Origin of the sequence: Pseudomonas sp. 58 R 12, assembly GCF_900005865.1 — a bacterium.
GTDB classification, from domain to species: domain Bacteria; phylum Pseudomonadota; class Gammaproteobacteria; order Pseudomonadales; family Pseudomonadaceae; genus Aquipseudomonas; species Aquipseudomonas tritici.
The window spans coordinates 436,863-453,213 of sequence record NZ_CVTP01000016.1; the positions used below are offsets into that span (position 1 = coordinate 436,863).

At 60.8% G+C, this 16,351-nt stretch carries 17 protein-coding genes; 6 read left to right on the top strand and 11 right to left on the bottom strand.

All coding sequences use genetic code 11. From position 1 onward, the window contains the following. Nucleotides 1-157: 157 nt before the first annotated feature. From BFP95_RS11405 to dadA, 4 genes are all read right to left on the bottom strand, one after another. A complete protein-coding gene (locus BFP95_RS11405) occupies nt 158-706 on the bottom strand; it encodes a cupin domain-containing protein (RefSeq protein ID WP_003176893.1) in 549 nt (182 codons plus the stop codon). Nucleotides 707-822: 116 nt separating this feature from the next. After that, nucleotides 823-1,896, bottom strand: a complete 1,074-nt coding sequence (gene alr / locus BFP95_RS11410) for an alanine racemase (protein ID WP_065880281.1) — start codon at nt 1,894-1,896, stop codon at nt 823-825. A 78-nt stretch (nt 1,897-1,974) separates the two neighbouring features. Further along, complete coding sequence (locus BFP95_RS11415; RefSeq protein WP_065875465.1) at nt 1,975-2,328, bottom strand: RidA family protein; 354 nt, start codon at nt 2,326-2,328, stop codon at nt 1,975-1,977. Further along, nucleotides 2,300-3,601, bottom strand: a complete 1,302-nt coding sequence (dadA, locus tag BFP95_RS11420; RefSeq protein WP_065910086.1) for a D-amino acid dehydrogenase — start codon at nt 3,599-3,601, stop codon at nt 2,300-2,302. The genes BFP95_RS11415 and dadA overlap by 29 nt, the downstream gene beginning before the upstream one ends. Nucleotides 3,602-3,757: 156 nt before the next feature. On the opposite strand from dadA, the gene BFP95_RS11425 reads away from it, so the two are divergent. Next, nucleotides 3,758-4,246, top strand: coding sequence for an Lrp/AsnC ligand binding domain-containing protein (locus tag BFP95_RS11425; RefSeq protein WP_003176896.1), 489 nt, complete (start codon nt 3,758-3,760; stop codon nt 4,244-4,246). Nucleotides 4,247-4,363: 117 nt separating this feature from the next. Here the strand turns inward: BFP95_RS11425 and BFP95_RS11430 are convergent, their stop codons facing one another. Continuing rightward, nucleotides 4,364-4,717, bottom strand: a complete 354-nt coding sequence (locus BFP95_RS11430) for a YkgJ family cysteine cluster protein (protein ID WP_016975913.1) — start codon at nt 4,715-4,717, stop codon at nt 4,364-4,366. A gap of 114 nt (nt 4,718-4,831) precedes the next feature. On the opposite strand from BFP95_RS11430, the gene BFP95_RS11435 reads away from it, so the two are divergent. Further along, nucleotides 4,832-6,124 (top strand): NAD(P)/FAD-dependent oxidoreductase, encoded by a 1,293-nt coding sequence (locus tag BFP95_RS11435; RefSeq protein WP_065910090.1) that lies wholly within the window; start codon nt 4,832-4,834, stop codon nt 6,122-6,124. 1 nt (nt 6,125) lies between these two features. On the opposite strand, the gene BFP95_RS11440 is transcribed toward BFP95_RS11435, so the two are convergent. After that, the gene (locus BFP95_RS11440) at nt 6,126-6,350 is read right to left on the bottom strand and encodes a DUF1127 domain-containing protein (protein WP_065875468.1); all 225 of its coding nucleotides are present in this window, start codon (nt 6,348-6,350) and stop codon (nt 6,126-6,128) included. Nucleotides 6,351-6,517: 167 nt separating this feature from the next. Between BFP95_RS11440 and BFP95_RS11445 the strand changes: the two genes are divergently transcribed. Together BFP95_RS11445 and BFP95_RS11450 are read left to right on the top strand one after the other, a co-directional pair. After that, complete coding sequence (locus BFP95_RS11445; protein WP_065875469.1) at nt 6,518-7,942, top strand: aminotransferase-like domain-containing protein; 1,425 nt, start codon at nt 6,518-6,520, stop codon at nt 7,940-7,942. A gap of 62 nt (nt 7,943-8,004) precedes the next feature. Then, nucleotides 8,005-9,573 carry a phospholipase D family protein gene (locus BFP95_RS11450; protein WP_065910092.1) on the top strand — a complete coding sequence of 523 codons (1,569 nt, stop codon included), beginning with the start codon at nt 8,005-8,007 and terminating at the stop codon, nt 9,571-9,573. Nucleotides 9,574-9,698: 125 nt separating this feature from the next. Here BFP95_RS11450 and BFP95_RS11455 read toward each other — a convergent pair whose 3' ends face one another. Both BFP95_RS11455 and BFP95_RS11460 read right to left on the bottom strand, forming a co-directional pair. Then, the gene (locus tag BFP95_RS11455) at nt 9,699-10,841 is read right to left on the bottom strand and encodes an MFS transporter (RefSeq protein WP_065875471.1); all 1,143 of its coding nucleotides are present in this window, start codon (nt 10,839-10,841) and stop codon (nt 9,699-9,701) included. A gap of 180 nt (nt 10,842-11,021) precedes the next feature. Beyond that, complete coding sequence (locus BFP95_RS11460) at nt 11,022-12,515, bottom strand: aldehyde dehydrogenase (protein WP_065910094.1); 1,494 nt, start codon at nt 12,513-12,515, stop codon at nt 11,022-11,024. A gap of 230 nt (nt 12,516-12,745) precedes the next feature. Here BFP95_RS11460 and BFP95_RS11465 point away from each other — a divergent pair, with 230 nt between their 5' ends. Then, the gene (locus BFP95_RS11465) at nt 12,746-13,108 is read left to right on the top strand and encodes a cupin domain-containing protein (RefSeq protein WP_065875473.1); all 363 of its coding nucleotides are present in this window, start codon (nt 12,746-12,748) and stop codon (nt 13,106-13,108) included. A gap of 71 nt (nt 13,109-13,179) precedes the next feature. Here BFP95_RS11465 and rpmG read toward each other — a convergent pair whose 3' ends face one another. Further along, nucleotides 13,180-13,335, bottom strand: coding sequence for a 50S ribosomal protein L33 (gene rpmG, locus BFP95_RS11470; RefSeq protein ID WP_003176906.1), 156 nt, complete (start codon nt 13,333-13,335; stop codon nt 13,180-13,182). An 11-nt stretch (nt 13,336-13,346) separates the two neighbouring features. Further along, nucleotides 13,347-13,580 (bottom strand): 50S ribosomal protein L28, encoded by a 234-nt coding sequence (gene rpmB, locus BFP95_RS11475; RefSeq protein ID WP_003176907.1) that lies wholly within the window; start codon nt 13,578-13,580, stop codon nt 13,347-13,349. Between the two features lie 458 nt (nt 13,581-14,038). Between rpmB and BFP95_RS11480 the strand changes: the two genes are divergently transcribed. Further along, complete coding sequence (locus tag BFP95_RS11480; protein WP_065875474.1) at nt 14,039-15,631, top strand: ABC transporter substrate-binding protein; 1,593 nt, start codon at nt 14,039-14,041, stop codon at nt 15,629-15,631. 27 nt (nt 15,632-15,658) lie between these two features. Here BFP95_RS11480 and radC read toward each other — a convergent pair whose 3' ends face one another. Beyond that, nucleotides 15,659-16,333: a RadC family protein gene (radC, locus tag BFP95_RS11485; RefSeq protein WP_065875475.1), complete on the bottom strand. Its 675-nt coding sequence runs from the start codon at nt 16,331-16,333 to the stop codon at nt 15,659-15,661. Between the last annotated feature and the right edge of the window lie 18 nt (nt 16,334-16,351).

Genomic DNA, 16,351 nt, shown 5'->3' on the forward strand with positions numbered 1-16,351 from the left:
ATGGTGGCTATTCACGCCTGCGGCCACGGTTTCGCAGGCGGCGAAAGTATAACGGTTAGCCCGCCTGGCCGAAACAACCCTATTAAACAAAGGGAGATTCAGCTTCACGGAATACTGCTACGGGAACCTCTGCAATGCTGGCAGGGCGCCTCTATTCTTAAAAGTTCGCGGGTGTGGCTGCGCTGATTAGTCGCGCCGGCACATCGAACGGGTTGCGAAAACGATGGGGCTTGGTGCTTTCAAAGTAGTAGCTATCGCCAGCTTCGAGCACAAAAGTTTCAAGACCGACCACCAACTCCAGGCGACCTTCCACCAGAATCCCGGTTTCTTCGCCTTCGTGGGTGAGCATTTCTTCGCCCGTGTCGGCGCCCGGCGGGTAGATTTCGTTGAGAAACGCAATCGCCCGACTGGGGTGAGCCCGGCCGACCAGTTTCATGGTGACGGCGCCGTCAGAGATGTCGATCAGCTCATTGGCTTTATAGACGATCTGCGTCGGTATTTCCTGGAGGATCTCCTCGGAAAAGAACTCGACCATGGACATGGGGATGCCGCCCAGCACCTTGCGCAAGGAGCTGATCGAGGGGCTGACGCTGTTTTTTTCGATCATCGAAATGGTGCTGTTGGTGACACCCGCGCGCTTGGCGAGCTCACGCTGGGAAAGACCCTTCAGTTTACGGATGGATTGCAGTCGTTCGCCGACGTCCAATGCAGGTGCCTCCTAGGATTCAGGCTTTGTTGTAATTGAGCGTTATCATGGCGACAGCGTTCAGTATTTACAACACTTGGGCCTAAATCCCGGACGGTTGTGTTCGTGCCTGACGATCAGGCCCCGGAATAGAGCCTTGGCACGCGGCGCAGATTGCAGAACAGCTGATAGGGAATGGTTTCGGCGGCAACCGCCACATCACTGGCCAGGATGTTTTTGCCCCACAACTCCACTGTAGAACCTAGCCCGGCCTGCGGTACGTCCGTCAGGTCGATACACAGCATGTCCATCGACACGCGGCCCAGCAATTGGCTGCGCTGCCCGGCCACCAGCACCGGGGTTCCCGTCGGCGCGTGACGCGGGTAGCCATCCGCATAACCCATGGCAACCACACCAATGCGCATCGGCTTGGGCGTGATGAACTTCGCGCCGTAGCCCACCGGCTCACCGGCCGGCAATTCCCGTACACAGATCACCTTGGATTCCAGCGTCATCACCGGCTGCAAACGCGCCGCCACCGCCTGGTCTTCACCAAACGGCGTGGCGCCGTAAAGCATGATGCCGGGGCGAACCCAGTCGCTGGACACAGTCGGCCAGCCCATGACCGACGGTGAGTTGCGTAGGCTGACCTCGGCCGACAAGCCCTGGCGCGCTGCTTCAAACACCTCAACTTGTTCATCACTGCGCACGCAGTCGAGTTCATCGGCGCGGGCAAAGTGACTCATCAGTACGATTTTGGCCACTTTGCCGCTGGCCAGCAGGCGCTGATAAGCCTCGTGATAATCCTTGGGGTGCAGGCCAACGCGGTGCATGCCGGAGTCGAGTTTGAGCCAGATGGTCAGCGGCTTGGTCAGCCTGGCCTGTTCAATGGCTTCCAGTTGCCATAGCGAATGCACCACGCACCAGAAATCATGCTCGATGATCAGCGGCAGCTCGTCGGCTTCGAAAAAGCCTTCCAGCAGCAGCACTGGCGCACGAATCCCGGCGGCGCGCAACTCCAACGCTTCCTCGATGCATGCCACGGCAAATCCATCAGCCTCGGCTTCCAACGCCTGTGCCACGCGCACGGCACCATGGCCGTAGGCATCGGCCTTGATCACGGCAAGGGCCTTGGCCCCCGTGACTTCACGGGCCAGTTGGTAATTGTGACGCAGGGCTTGGAGGTCGATCAGGGCACGGGCTGGACGCATGGCGGCAGGCTTCTAGGCGGCAGAGTGAAGAAAAACCGGTACCGACAGACAGCGTCGGCACCGGGAGAGGGATCTTGCTTAAGGCAGGGCCGCCACGACGGACAGCTCCACCAGGATTTCCGGTTCACACAGCTTGGCTTCAACCGTGGCACGGGCCGGGGCAACGCCCTTGGGCAGCCACTTGTCCCACACCGCGTTCATGCCGGCGAAATCGGCGTCGATGTCTTTCAAGTAAATCGTCACCGACAACAGCTTGGTCTTGTCGGTGCCGGCCAGGCCCAGCAAACGCTCGATATTGGCCAGGGTTTCACGGGTTTGCTGTTCAATCCCGGCGGTCATGTCGTCGCCGACTTGCCCGGCCAGATACACGGTACCGCCGTGGACAACGATCTGGCTCATGCGCTCATTGGTGAGCTGGCGCTGGATTGACATGTCGTGCGGACTCCTGGTGGTTGCCATAACGGGAAATATCGAGGCCTTCGGCGCTGATCTGTGGGGTTTTCTTGGCCATCAGGTCAGCCAGCAAGCGGCCGGAGCCACACGCCATGGTCCAACCGAGCGTGCCGTGACCGGTATTCAGGAACAGGTTCTTGAACGGGGTGGCACCGACAATCGGCGTGCCGTCGGGCGTGGTCGGGCGCAGGCCGGTCCAAAACGAAGCTTGGGTCAAATCGCCGCCCTGAGGATAAAGGTCGTTGACGATCATCTCCAGGGTTTCGCGCCGACGCGGGTTAAGCGACAGGTCAAAACCGGCTATTTCAGCCATGCCGCCGACGCGGATGCGGTTATCGAAACGGGTAATCGCGACCTTGTAGGTCTCGTCGAGAATGGTCGACGTCGGCGCCATCGCCGGGTTCGTGATCGGTACGGTCAGCGAGTAACCCTTGAGCGGGTAGACCGGCGCCTTGATCCCCAGCGGCTTGAGCAATTTCGGCGAGTAGCTGCCGAGGGCCAGCACGTAGCGGTCAGCAGTTTCCAGCTTGCCATCGATCCACACGCCGTTGATGCGGTCACCGGCGTAGTCGAGCCGCTGGATATCCTGCTCGAAGCGGAACTCCACACCCAGTTGCGTGCACATATCGGCCAGGCGCGTGGTGAACATTTGGCAGTCGCCGGTTTGGTCATTCGGCAGGCGCAAGGCACCGGCGAGGATATCCGTGACGCTGGCCAGGGCCGGTTCAACGCGGGCGATGCCGGCGCGGTCGAGCAGTTCGAACGGCACGCCGGACTCTTTCAACACGGCGATGTCTTTAGCGGCACCGTCGAGTTGTGCCTGGGTGCGGAACAGTTGGGTAGTACCGAGGCTGCGGCCTTCGTAGGCAATGCCGGTTTCAACGCGCAGTTCGTCGAGGCAGTCGCGGCTGTATTCGGACAGGCGGACCATGCGCTCCTTGTTCACCGCATAACGACTGGCCGTGCAGTTGCGCAGCATCTGCGCCATCCACAGGTATTGGTCGATATCGGCGGTGGCCTTGATCGCCAGCGGTGCGTGGCGTTGCAGCAGCCACTTGATGGCCTTGAGCGGCACGCCCGGCGCGGCCCACGGCGATGCATAGCCTGGGGACACCTGGCCGGCGTTGGCGAAACTGGTTTCCATGGCGGCGGCAGGTTGACGGTCAACGACTACGACGTCAAAGCCGGCCCGCGCCAAATAGTAGGCACTGGTCACACCAATCACGCCGCTACCCAAGACCAGAACGCGCATTTTTATATCCTCATCGCGGGCATGGCCGCTGACGTGTGTTATTCGAGCAATGATGAGCGCAGTGTAAAAAACAATTGCCAGTGCATTTCACTATATAACTGCCTATATTTGGCGACAATTCTCGGCAAAAACCCTTTTCACAGAGGCGTATCCCCTATGCGTACCAACACCCAGACCAAGCGGGAGCTGGACAAGATCGACCGCAACATCCTGCGCATCCTGCAAACCGACGGACGTATTTCGTTCACGGAATTGGGGGAGAAGGTCGGGCTGTCGACCACGCCCTGTACCGAGCGAGTGCGCCGTCTGGAGCGTGAAGGGATCATCATGGGCTACAACGCGCGGCTCAATCCCCAGCATTTGAAGGGCAGTTTGCTGGTATTTGTCGAGATCAGCCTCGATTACAAATCCGGCGACACCTTCGAGGAATTCCGCCGCGCCGTGCTGAAACTGCCGCACGTGCTGGAGTGCCATTTGGTATCTGGAGACTTTGACTATCTGGTGAAAGCGCGGATCTCCGAGATGGCGTCGTACCGCAAACTGCTCGGCGATATCCTGCTCAAGTTGCCCCATGTGCGGGAGTCCAAGAGCTATATCGTGATGGAAGAAGTGAAGGAGAGCCTGAACCTTCCGATCCCGGACTGACTGACACAACACCGTCAACTGTGTCAGCTTGCTTGCCCGCGATAGCGGTGTATCAATCGGCACATGCGGGCCTGGCACACCGCTATCGCAGGCAAGCCAGCTCCCACATTAACCGAGTCAGACCAGCACTTGCCGCGTGCTCGCCATGTATTCGTGGATCTGCTTTTCCACCCGCGGGTGAATCAGCTCCACCGGCCGCCGCCCGTTAGGGCACGGCAAAGTCTTGGTAGTGCCGAACAGCCGACAGATCAACGGCCGCTCGTCGTACACCGTGCACCCGTTGGGCCCCAGGTGCACGCAGTTCAGCTCATCCATGGCCGCGTCCTGCTCGGCAGCAGTCTTGCGCGGCAGGCGCGACATTTCCTCGGGCGAAGTGGTCACCGGCCCACAGCAATCGTGGCAACCGGGGACGCACTCGAACGAAGGTATCTGCCGACGCAGCGCGCTGATTTTCTGACTGTTGCAACTCATCGAAACATTTACCGAACGGCGACTAAGTATGGATTCTGCCGTAAAACGCCCTGCGCAGACAGCTTCGTCCGACCGCTGTATCCTGCGTCAAATTTTCCAAACAGGGATGCTCCCATGACCGCCAGCGCCCGGCACACCGCCTCTTACTACGCCGCCAGCAGCGTGCCGCAACCGGATTACCCCGTGTTGGCAGGCGAAGTCACTGCCGATGTGTGCGTGGTCGGCGGCGGTTTTTCCGGGCTGAACACGGCGCTGGAGCTGGCCGAGCGCGGGTTCAGCGTAGTGCTGTTGGAGGCGCGCAAGATCGCCTGGGGCGCCAGCGGACGTAACGGTGGCCAGTTGATTCGTGGCGTCGGCCATGGCCTGGACCAGTTCGCCAATGTGATCGGCACCGATGGTGTGCGCCAAATGAAGCTGATGGGCCTGAAAGCCGTGGAGATCGTGCGTGAGCGCGTCGAACGTTTTCAGATCCCCTGCGACCTGACCTGGGGTTACTGCGACCTCGCCAACAAACCCCGAGACCTCAAAGGCCTGGCGGACGACGCCGAAGAACTGCGCAGCCTCGGTTATCGCCATGAGGTGCGCCTGCTGCAAGCAGACCAGATGAGCAGCGTGATCGGCTCCGAGCGCTACGTGGGCGGCATGATCGACATGGGCTCGGGCCACTTGCATCCGCTCAACCTGGCCCTCGGCGAAGCCGCCGCCGCGCAGCAATTGGGCGTGAAGCTGTTCGAGCAGTCCCAGGTCACGCGCATCGACTACGGCCCCGAGGTCAACGTACACACCGCCCAGGGCAACGTGCGCGCCAAGACCTTGGTGCTGGCGTGCAACGCCTACCTCAATGGCCTCAACCCGCACCTGAGCGGCAAGGTGTTGCCCGCCGGCAGTTACATCATCGCCACCGAGCCGTTAAGCGAAGCTCAGGCCAGCAAACTGCTGCCTCGGAATATGGCGGTGTGTGACCAGCGGGTAACGGTGGATTACTTCCGACTGTCCGCCGACCGCCGCCTGTTGTTCGGCGGTGCCTGCCACTATTCCGGCCGTGATCCCCAGGACATCGGCGCCTATATGCGCCCGAAAATGTTGCAGGTATTCCCGCAGTTGGCCGATGTAAAAATCGACTATCAATGGGGCGGCATGATCGGCATCGGCGCCAACCGCCTGCCCCAGATTGGCCGGCTCGCGGAGCAGCCCAACGTGTATTACGCCCAGGCCTACGCCGGCCATGGGCTCAACGCCACGCACCTGGCGGGCAAGCTGCTCGCTGAAGCCATCAGCGGCCAGCAACAGGGCCGCTTCGACCTGTTCGCCCAGGTGCCGCACATGACGTTCCCTGGCGGCAAGCACCTGCGCTCGCCACTGTTGGCGCTGGGGATGCTCTGGCACCGCTTCAAAGAGCTGGTGTGAATCAGCTGCGCCAGAAAGGTTTCAACCCTTCCTGGCGCGCCTGTTCAGCGCTCAGCCCGACGTCGCGCAATTGCTCACGGGTCAAGTGCAGCAAAGCCTTGCGCGTTTGACGGCGGTGCCAGAACAGGTTCCAGCGGCTGACGTTGCGCGGCGCCGTCGCCCGCTCCTGCCCAGCCTCCAGTTCCTGGCTGTGTAACGCCAGCCGCACATCGCTCATACCGTTCATTTTGCTGCCCCTCATTTGCGTTGTCGCCTTGAGTGACAAGCATGAGTGCGCAGCACAAACCAATACAGATTCAACCTGCTTATATTAAATCCATACAGACACTGCCTATTGGCGCCTGAATCCTGTATTTTCGCCCAATCTGTACTGGTCCCCGGGGAGCGACCACCATGACCCTTTATGTGAACCTCGCCGAATTATTGGGCACGCGCATCGAACAAGGCTTCTATCGCCCCGGTGATCGCTTGCCGTCTGTGCGGGCCTTGAGTGTGGAACATGGGGTCAGCCTGAGCACCGTGCAGCAGGCCTATCGATTGTTGGAAGATAACGGCCTCGCTATGCCCAAGCCGAAATCCGGCTATTTCGTACCGGTCGGCCGCGAGCTGCCAGCCCTGCCCGAAATTGGTCGACCGGCCCAACGACCGGTAGAGATATCCCAGTGGGACCAAGTGCTGGAGCTGATTCGCGCGGTGCCGCGCAAAGATGTCATACAGATGGGGCGCGGCATGCCAGATGTGCTGTCCCCCACCCTGAAACCTTTGCTGCGCAGCCTCGCCCGCGTGAGCCGCCGCCAGGACCTGCCCGGCCTGTATTACGACAACATCCTCGGCTGTATGGAGCTGCGCGAGCAAATTGCGCGACTGTCATTGGATTCCGGCTGCCAGTTGACCGCCGAGGACATCGTGATCACCACCGGTTGCCATGAGGCGCTGTCCGCCAGCATCCATGCCATTTGCGAGCCTGGCGACATCGTCGCAGTGGATTCGCCGAGCTTTCACGGCGCCATGCAGACCCTCAAGGGCCTGGGCATGAAAGCCTTGGAAATCCCTACTGACCCGATCACCGGCATCAGCCTCGAAGCGCTGGAACTGGCGCTGGAACAGTGGCCGATCAAGGTCATCCAGCTGACCCCCAACTGCAACAACCCCCTGGGCTACATCATGCCGGAGGCGCGCAAGCGGGCACTACTCACCCTGGCCCAGCGCTTTGACGTGGCAATCATTGAGGACGATGTGTACGGCGAATTGGCCTATAGCTACCCGCGCCCGCGCACCATCAAGTCCTTCGACGAAGACGGCCGTGTACTGCTGTGCAGCTCGTTCTCGAAAACCCTGGCGCCCGGTTTGCGCATTGGTTGGGTGGCTCCCGGTCGATACTTGGAGCGCGTGCTGCACATGAAATACATCAGCACGGGTTCCACGGCGACACAACCGCAGATCGCCATTGCCGAATTCCTGAAAAACGGGCACTTCGAGCCGCATTTGCGGCGGATGCGCACCCAATACCAGCGTAATCGCGACTTGATACTCGATTGGGTCAGCCGCTATTTTCCGACAGGCACCCGCGCCAGCCGGCCCCAGGGCAGCTTCATGCTATGGGTCGAGCTGCCGGAGGGCTTTGATACCTTGAAGCTCAACCGCGTGCTGATGGAGCAAGGCGTCCAGATTGCCGTAGGCAGCATTTTTTCTGCATCGGGCAAGTACCGGAACTGCCTACGCATGAACTACGCTGCCAAGCCTACGCCGCAGATTGAAGAAGCTGTGCGCAAGGTGGGGGCTGCCGCGAGCAAAATGCTGGCCGAGGCAGCCGACTGACCTTTCGCAGAAAATCGCCGTCATATGCCGACAACCGCCCTGATCTGGAAGCAACTCCCTTGATGATGCAACGGCTATTACCGTTTTTCCTGTTGGGAGCCCTGGCTCTGGGCGGCTGCGCCACGGCGCCTGCACCGCGTATCCCGAGCGATGCCCTGCCCGCGGCGCAGTCGTCGTTCGGCCGCTCTATCCAGGCCCAGGCCGCGCCGTATCAAGGGCGCTCGGGTTTTCGCCTGCTGCCCAACAGCAGCGAGGCCTTCATGGCCCGCGCCGAACTGATCCGCAACGCCCAGACCAGCCTGGACCTGCAGTACTACATCGTGCACGACGGCATCAGCACGCGCATGCTGGTGGACGAACTGCTCAAGGCCGCCGACCGTGGCGTGCGCGTGCGCATCCTGCTGGACGACACCACCAGCGACGGCCTCGACCAGATCATCGCCACGCTCGCCGCCCACCCCAAAATCGAAATCCGCCTGTTCAACCCCCTGCACCTGGGGCGCAGCACCGGCGTGACGCGCGCCATGGGCCGCTTGTTCAACCTGTCACTGCAGCATCGGCGCATGCACAACAAGCTATGGCTGGCGGACAACAGCGTGGCCATCGTCGGCGGACGCAACCTGGGGGATGAGTATTTCGATGCAGAGCCCAACCTGAACTTCACCGATATCGACATGCTCAGCGTGGGCCCGGTAGCCGAGCAGCTTGGACACAGTTTCGACCAGTACTGGAACAGCGCCCTGAGCAAGCCCATCGACAACTTCGTTTCCAATACACCTTCCAAAGGCGACCTCGCCGACGCGCGCGCGTACCTGGAAGCATCGCTGGCCGAATCGCGCCAGCAGAACCATGCACTCTACAACCGCTTGCGCACCTACCAGACCCAACCGCGCATGGACATCTGGCGCCGCGAACTGATCTGGGCCTGGAACCAGGCGCTGTGGGACGCACCAAGCAAGGTGCTGTCCAAAGCCGACCCAGACCCTCGGTTGCTGCTCACCACTCAACTGGCACCGGAACTGGAAGGGGTCAGCCATGAGCTGATGATGATCTCGGCGTATTTCGTGCCGGGGCAACCGGGGCTGGTGTACCTGACCGGGCGCGCCGATGCGGGGGTGTCGGTCAGCCTGCTGACCAACTCCCTGGAAGCCACTGACGTGCCGGCTGTACACGGCGGTTATGCGCCCTATCGCAAGGCGCTGCTGGAACACGGCGTGAAGCTCTACGAACTGCGCCGTCAACCCGGTGACCACAGCGCAGGCAGCGGGCCGCATCTGTTCCGGCGCGGCACCTTCCGCGGCTCGGACTCCAGCCTGCACAGCAAGGCGATGATCTTTGACCGGCAGAAATCGTTTATCGGCTCGTTCAACTTCGACCCACGCTCAGTGCTGTGGAATACCGAAGTCGGCGTGCTGGTCGACAGCCCCGAGCTGGCGGAGCACGTGCGCAACCTAGCGCTGCAAGGCATGGCACCGGCCTTGAGCTATGAGGCGAAATTGCAGGATGGCCAAATAGTGTGGGTGACCGAGGATAACGGCCAACTGCACACCCTGACCCGCGAGCCGGGCAGTTGGTGGCGACGGTTCAATGCGTGGTTTGCAACGTCAGTTGGCTTGGAACGCATGCTCTAGAGCCAGAGGAGATCAACTGTGGGAGCTGGCTTGCCTGCGATGGCGGAGTGCCAGGCAACGGATAAACTGCTGACCCACCGCTATCGCAGGCAAGCCAGCCCCCACATATTGATCGCATTTCAGGGTCAGGCCGGTTGCGCCACGCCGAACGCGCCTTGGCGCAGCAACAGCACCACCAATCCCAACGCACCGGCTGCCATTAGCAGCGGCAGTGCATGCCCGCTGATCCACTGGCTGCCCGCCCCTGCCACCAAAGGGCCGATCAGGCAACCGATGCCCCACAGTTGCGCCACGTGGGCATTGGCGCGCACCAGGGCATCGTCGCGATAACGCTCGCCGATCAGGATCAGCGACAGGGTAAACAAGCCTCCAGCACTCGCGCCGAACAACACCCAGATCGGCCAGATCAACGACGTATGCATCAACAACGGAATCGCCAGGCTCGACGCAAGCAACAGCACCGCACAACTCAGGAACAGCGTGCGCCGAGGCAGGTAGTCGGCCAGTGCACCAATGGGCAACTGCAGCAACGCATCGCCGACCACCACCGTACTGACCATGGCCAAGGCGATTTCGGCGGTAAAGCCTTGTTGCAGGCAGTAAATCGGCAACAACGTCAGAATCATCGCCTCGAACGCAGCGAATAACGCCACCGCCCACGCAATCGCCGGCAGGCTCAGACAGAAACGCCACAAGTCAGCGAAGGTCACGCTGAAGGACTCGGCAGTCGGTGCGCCGGAGCGTCCCAGCAACAGCAACGGCGCCACCACCAACAGACCGACGCCGACCCAGAAACCGTAGTCATGGTCGGTGCCGATCAAGCCCAGCAACAATGGGCCAGACAGTTGGCTCAGGGCATACGTGCAGCCATACAGTGCCACCAGACGGCCGCGCCATTGCTCCACCACCAACTGGTTGATCCAGCTTTCGCCCAGGATAAATACGATGGTCAGGATCACCCCGATCATCAGGCGTAGCACCAGCCACACCGGGTAGCTGGGCAGGATCGCCAACAAGCCGATGGACACCGCGCCCGCCCACAAACACAGGCGCATGAGGTTGGCGGTTCCGAGCCAGGAGGCCATGCGACTGGACACCTTCGCGCCGAGCAGCACACCGAAGGCCGGCATCGCCGCCATCACGCCGATGGCAAAACTGCCATAACCCCAGCTTTCCAGGCGCAGGGACACCAGCGGCATACTGACGCCCAGCGCCAGGCCGACACTGAGCACCGAGGCCAAGACGGCGAAATAGGTCGCCCAACGCATGTCCACGCTCCTGTGGATAATTCTTAAGGTCATACAAAACAGTGTGGGAGCTGAGTTTGTGTAGGAGCTGGCTTGCCTGCGATCGCATCACCTCGGTATGACTGACATACCGAGGTGTCTGCATCGCAGGCAAGCCAGCTCCCACACAAGCCCGCTCCCACATTTGGACTGCGGTGTTGCTTAGAGCTTGATCCAGGTCGACTTCAGCTCGGTGTACTTGTCGAACGCATGCAGCGATTTGTCGCGACCATTGCCCGACTGCTTGAAGCCACCAAACGGCGCGGTCATGTCGCCGCCATCGTATTGGTTGACCCACACGCTACCGGCACGCAGGGCTTTGGCGGTCAGGTGCGCCTTGGAGATGTCTGCCGTCCACACCGCGGCAGCCAGGCCGTAGACGGTATCGTTGGCGATCTTGATCGCTTCTTCTGCGCTGTCGAAGGTGATCACCGACAGCACTGGGCCAAAGATCTCTTCCTGGGCGATCTTCATCGCGTTGGTCACGCCGTCGAAAATCGTCGGCTCGACGTACGTGCCGCCCGTCTCTTCCAGGGTGCGCTTGCCGCCAGCTACCAACTTGGCGCCATCGGCATGGCCGGCTTCGATGTACGAAAGCACGGTGTTCATTTGCTGGGTATCCACCAGCGCGCCCACGTTAGTGGCTGGGTCCAGCGGGTTGCCGGGCTTCCAGCCCTTGAGGGCTTCGATCACCAGCGGCAGGAAAGTGTCCTTGATCGAACGCTCCACCAGCAGACGCGAACCCGCGGTGCACACTTCGCCCTGGTTGAACGCAATGGCGCCAGCGGCAGATTCGGCGGCCGCTTGCAGGTCCGGCGCATCGGCGAACACGATGTTCGGGCTCTTGCCGCCCGCTTCCAGCCACACGCGCTTCATGTTCGATTCACCGGAGCGAATCAACAGTTGCTTGGCGATTTTGGTCGAGCCGGTGAACACCAGGGTGTCGACGTCCATGTGCAGCGCCAGCGCATTGCCCACGGTGTGGCCGTAACCCGGCAGCACGTTGAACACGCCTTTTGGAATACCGGCTTCAACGGCCAGGGCCGCGATACGGATGGCGGTCAGCGGGGACTTTTCGGACGGCTTGAGGATTACCGAGTTACCGGTGGACAGCGCCGGGCCGAGCTTCCAGCAGGCCATCATCAGCGGGAAGTTCCACGGCACGATAGCGCCCACCACGCCGACAGGCTCGCGGGTCACCAGACCCAGTTGGTCGTGCGGGGTGGCGGCAACTTCGTCGTAGATCTTGTCGATGGCCTCGCCGCTCCAGCTCAGGGCATTCGCCGCGCCGGGTACGTCGATGTTCAGGGAGTCGCTGATCGGCTTGCCCATGTCCAGGGTTTCAAGCAGCGCCAGCTCTTCGGCATTGGCCTTGAGCAACGCGGCGAAACGGATCATGGTGGCTTTGCGTTTGGCCGGTGCCAGGCGCGACCACACACCGGAATTGAACGTGGCGCGGGCGTTTTCCACGGCGCGCTGGGCATCGGCGACGTCGCAGCTGGCAACGGTGGTCAGCAGGCGGCCATCGACCGGGCTGATGCATTCGAAGGTGTCACCGGAAACGGCAGCGGTGTACTCGCCATTGATGTAGGCGCGGCCTTCGATCTTCAGATCCTTGGCGCGTTGTTCCCAGTCGGCACGGGTCAGGGTGGTCATGCGAGTGTCCTCCTCTTATTGAACACGAGGGCCAGGCGATGTCCCCCGGCAGCCTCAAAGAATGCTTGCCCCGCCAGCCATCTGTTCGGCTCAAGGCAGCTGCCACCCTAAACCAGCGGCTGGGGGTGTTTCAATATATTTGACATAACGCCAGTAAACGCCCTTGCGATGTTCATTTTAATAAACATAGACTTTGGGCTCTCCAACCGCAGGCCAGACGGGAACCGCACATGAGCATCCAGGACATCGTCGACTTCAGCCAAGCCAAGACCGCCGCCGAGCGCTACCGCCCTGCTGCCGAAAAAATCCTCAAGGGCGATCCCGAGCAAACGGTCTACAACCACTACAACAGCCCGTGCGGCCAAATGAGCGCCGGGGTCTGGGAAGGTGAGGTCGGGCACTGGAAGGTCAACTACAGCGAGCATGAGTACTGCGAGATTGTGCAGGGCGTGTCCGTCCTGCGTGATGCCGACGGCAACGCCAAGACCTTGCGCGCCGGTGACCGCTTCGTGATCCCGGCCGGTTTCAGCGGCACCTGGGAAGTGCTGGAGCCGTGCCGCAAGATCTACGTAGTGTTTGAACAGAAAGCCTGATCAGCAAATTGCAGGCAAAAAAAAGCCCGAATCGTGAGAGACGGGCTTTTTTTCACATTGAAGAAAACCAATTACTTGATTTTGCCTTCTTTGTAGATCACGTGCTTGCGAACGCGCGGGTCGAACATTTTCTTTTCGAGCTTGTCCGGGGTAGTACGCTTGTTCTTGTCGGTAGTGTAGAAGTGACCAGTACCGGCGCTAGAGATCATTCGAATCAATTCACGCATGATATAGCTCCTTAAATCTTGCCAGCGGCACGAATTTCGGCCAGCACGACAGTGATGCCACGCTTGTCGATGATACGCATGCCTTTAGCAGATACGCGCAGACGGACAAAACGTTTCTCTTCTTCAACCCAGAAGCGGTGATGCTGCAGGTTTGGCAGGAAACGACGACGGGTTTTGTTATTTGCGTGGGAAATGTTATTCCCAGTCACCGGACCCTTACCGGTAACTTGACATACTCTCGACATGCCTCAGCCCTCTAAAACCACATGCCCAACCCGGCATGGGTTGGCCGCTTAATCTCTCAGTCATTTGGCGCCAGGCGCCGCGTTTCTTTAGGGTCTTACCGGCTACACCTACAAGCGAAGGAACCGGGCCCCTAGAAAAGAGCGCTGCTTTATACCAGAAAGACCCTAGTGCAACAACAGCCCGTGTGTTTTTACCGGCGTAAATCTCGGCGGCAAACGCCTGAACCGTTGCTAATAGGGGCCGCAGTAACAATCGACCACTCGTCGCACAGAATGATTTACAGCGCCCGCGCGCGCAGTGAAGCGCACGGCGGAACGCGCTGAGGCGCCATCAAAACAGCATTTCAGGCAAAAGCACAGGCAAAAATGGGCTAGTCATTTATCTGTCAGACCTCTACGGTAGGACTTTTCCAGACTGCACTCGCAGATGGGCCTTCGATCTGCAAAGGAAACCGAACATGCGCCTCGCTGCCCTACCGCTATTGCTTGCCCCTCTATTTATCGCTCCGGCGGCTGTTGCTGCCACCAATCTGAGCGTTTGCACCGAGGCCAGCCCCGAAGGGTTCGATGTGGTGCAATACAACTCATTGACCACCACCAATGCTTCAGCCGACGTGCTGATGAACCGCCTGGTGGACTACGACGCGGCCAGCGGCAAGCTGGTGCCAAGCCTGGCAGACAGCTGGGAAGTCTCGCCGGATGGCCTGACCTATACCTTCAAGCTGCACCCGGATGTGAAGTTTCATCGCACCGAATACTTCACCCCAAGCCGTACCCTGACCGCGGAAGACGTGCGCTTCAGCTTCGAACGCATGCTCGACCCGGCCAACCCGTGGCACAAGATCGCCCAGAGCGGTTTCCCCCATGCGCAGTCGCTGCAGTTGCCCGCACTGGTCAAGAAGATCGACGCTCTTGACCCGCTGACCGTGCGCTTTACCCTGGATCACGCCGACTCCACCTTCCTCGCCGCCCTGAGCATGGGCTTTGCCTCGATCTACCCGGCCGAATACGCCGACAAACTGCTCAAGGCCGGCACGCCGGAGAAGCTCAACAGCCAGCCCATCGGCACCGGGCCGTTCATCTTCAGCCGCTTCCAGAAAGATGCCGTGGTGCGCTACAAGGCCAACCCGGACTACTTCGCCGGCAAACCGGCTGTGGATAACTTGATCTTCGCGATCACGCCGGACGCCAACGTGCGCCTGCAGAAATTGCACCGCAATGAATGCCAGATTGCCCTTTCGCCCAAGCCGCTGGACGTGGGCGAGGCCGAAAAGGACCCGGCGCTCAAGGTGGAGAAAACCGCCGCCTTCATGACCGCCTTCGTGGCCATTAACAGCCAGCACCCGCCCCTGGACAAGCCCGAAGTACGCCAGGCGATCAACCTGGCCTTCGACAAGGGCAGTTACCTCAAGGCCGTGTTTGAAGGCACTGCCGAAGCCGCGAACGGACCTTTCCCGCCCAACACCTGGAGCTACGCCAAAGAGCTGCCCGGTTATCCACAGGACCTCGCCAAGGCCAAGGGGCTGCTGGACCGTGCCGGGCTCAAGGATGGTTTCAAGACCACTATCTGGACCCGCCCCACCGGCAGCCTGCTGAACCCCAACCCGAACCTCGGCGCACAACTGCTGCAGGCTGACCTGGCCAAGGTCGGCATCCAGGCCGAGATCCGCGTGATCGAATGGGGCGAGTTGATTCGCCGCGCCAAAGCCGGCGAGCACGACTTGCTGTTCATGGGCTGGGCCGGCGACAACGGCGACCCGGATAACTTCCTTACCCCGCAGTTCTCCTGTGCGGCAGTCAAATCCGGCACCAATTTCGCCCGCTACTGCGACCCCGCCCTGGACAAGCTGATCAGCGCCGGCAAGACCACCAGCGAGCAGGGAGTACGCAGCAAGCTGTATCAGCAGGCCCAGGCGCAGATCCAGCAGCAAGCGTTGTGGCTGCCGCTGGCGCACCCTACGGCATTTGCCCTGACCCGCAAGAATGTCGAGGGCTATCAGGTGAGCCCGTTCGGGCGCCAGGACTTCTCCAAGGTCAGCGTCAAGCCCTGACAACCAAGCCCGCCCCCATGGGCGGGCTTACATCCACCCGTATTCCGCCATCGACAACGGATCGCCATCGCCCACAATGATGTGATCCAGTACCCGCACGTCCACTACTTCCAAGGCCTTTTGCAGCAACTTGGTCAATTTTCGATCAGCCGCACTGGGCTCTGCGCTGCCGGAAGGATGGTTGTGGCACAGGATCAAGGCCGCCGCGTTATACGCCAGGGCGCGCTTGACCACTTGCCGGGGGTAAACCATCGCCGCGTCAATGGTGCCCTGGGATAACGCTTCGAAACCCAGCACCCTGTGTTTTGAGTCGAGAAACAGGCAACCGAAGATCTCGTGAGGCTCATGGCGCAGCAAAGCCTTCAGGTAATCACGCACGGCTACCGGGCTTTCCAGCACCGAATCCTTACGCAGGCGCTCGGCCATATGTCGCCGGGACATTTCCAGCACTGCCTGCAACTGGGCAAATTTCGCCGGCCCAAGGCCCAATTGCTGGTTGAACAGCACCTGGCTGGCCTCCAACAATGGGCGCAAGCCACCGAATTGCGCCAACAGATGGCGCGCCAAGTCCACAGCGCTCCTGCCAGCGACCCCGGTACGCAGGAAGATCGCCAGCAGCTCGGCATCCGACAGGCTCGCCGCGCCCCATTCCAAAAGCTTCTCTCGCGGCCGCTCTGCTGCTGGCCAATCGCGAATACTCATCCCGCCTCCCTTTCCCTA

Coding starts and splice junctions, on each gene's coding strand:
- alr (WP_065880281.1), bottom strand. CDS start 1,896: ATGCGTCCAGCCCGTGCCCTGATCGACCTCCAAGCCCTGCGTCACAAT.
- BFP95_RS11415 (WP_065875465.1), bottom strand. CDS start 2,328: ATGTCAATCCAGCGCCAGCTCACCAATGAGCGCATGAGCCAGATCGTT.
- dadA (WP_065910086.1), bottom strand. CDS start 3,601: ATGCGCGTTCTGGTCTTGGGTAGCGGCGTGATTGGTGTGACCAGTGCC.
- BFP95_RS11425 (WP_003176896.1), top strand. CDS start 3,758: ATGCGTACCAACACCCAGACCAAGCGGGAGCTGGACAAGATCGACCGC.
- BFP95_RS11430 (WP_016975913.1), bottom strand. CDS start 4,717: ATGAGTTGCAACAGTCAGAAAATCAGCGCGCTGCGTCGGCAGATACCT.
- BFP95_RS11435 (WP_065910090.1), top strand. CDS start 4,832: ATGACCGCCAGCGCCCGGCACACCGCCTCTTACTACGCCGCCAGCAGC.
- BFP95_RS11440 (WP_065875468.1), bottom strand. CDS start 6,350: ATGAACGGTATGAGCGATGTGCGGCTGGCGTTACACAGCCAGGAACTG.
- BFP95_RS11445 (WP_065875469.1), top strand. CDS start 6,518: ATGACCCTTTATGTGAACCTCGCCGAATTATTGGGCACGCGCATCGAA.
- BFP95_RS11450 (WP_065910092.1), top strand. CDS start 8,005: ATGATGCAACGGCTATTACCGTTTTTCCTGTTGGGAGCCCTGGCTCTG.
- BFP95_RS11455 (WP_065875471.1), bottom strand. CDS start 10,841: ATGCGTTGGGCGACCTATTTCGCCGTCTTGGCCTCGGTGCTCAGTGTC.
- BFP95_RS11460 (WP_065910094.1), bottom strand. CDS start 12,515: ATGACCACCCTGACCCGTGCCGACTGGGAACAACGCGCCAAGGATCTG.
- BFP95_RS11465 (WP_065875473.1), top strand. CDS start 12,746: ATGAGCATCCAGGACATCGTCGACTTCAGCCAAGCCAAGACCGCCGCC.
- rpmG (WP_003176906.1), bottom strand. CDS start 13,335: ATGCGTGAATTGATTCGAATGATCTCTAGCGCCGGTACTGGTCACTTC.
- rpmB (WP_003176907.1), bottom strand. CDS start 13,580: ATGTCGAGAGTATGTCAAGTTACCGGTAAGGGTCCGGTGACTGGGAAT.
- BFP95_RS11480 (WP_065875474.1), top strand. CDS start 14,039: ATGCGCCTCGCTGCCCTACCGCTATTGCTTGCCCCTCTATTTATCGCT.
- radC (WP_065875475.1), bottom strand. CDS start 16,333: ATGAGTATTCGCGATTGGCCAGCAGCAGAGCGGCCGCGAGAGAAGCTT.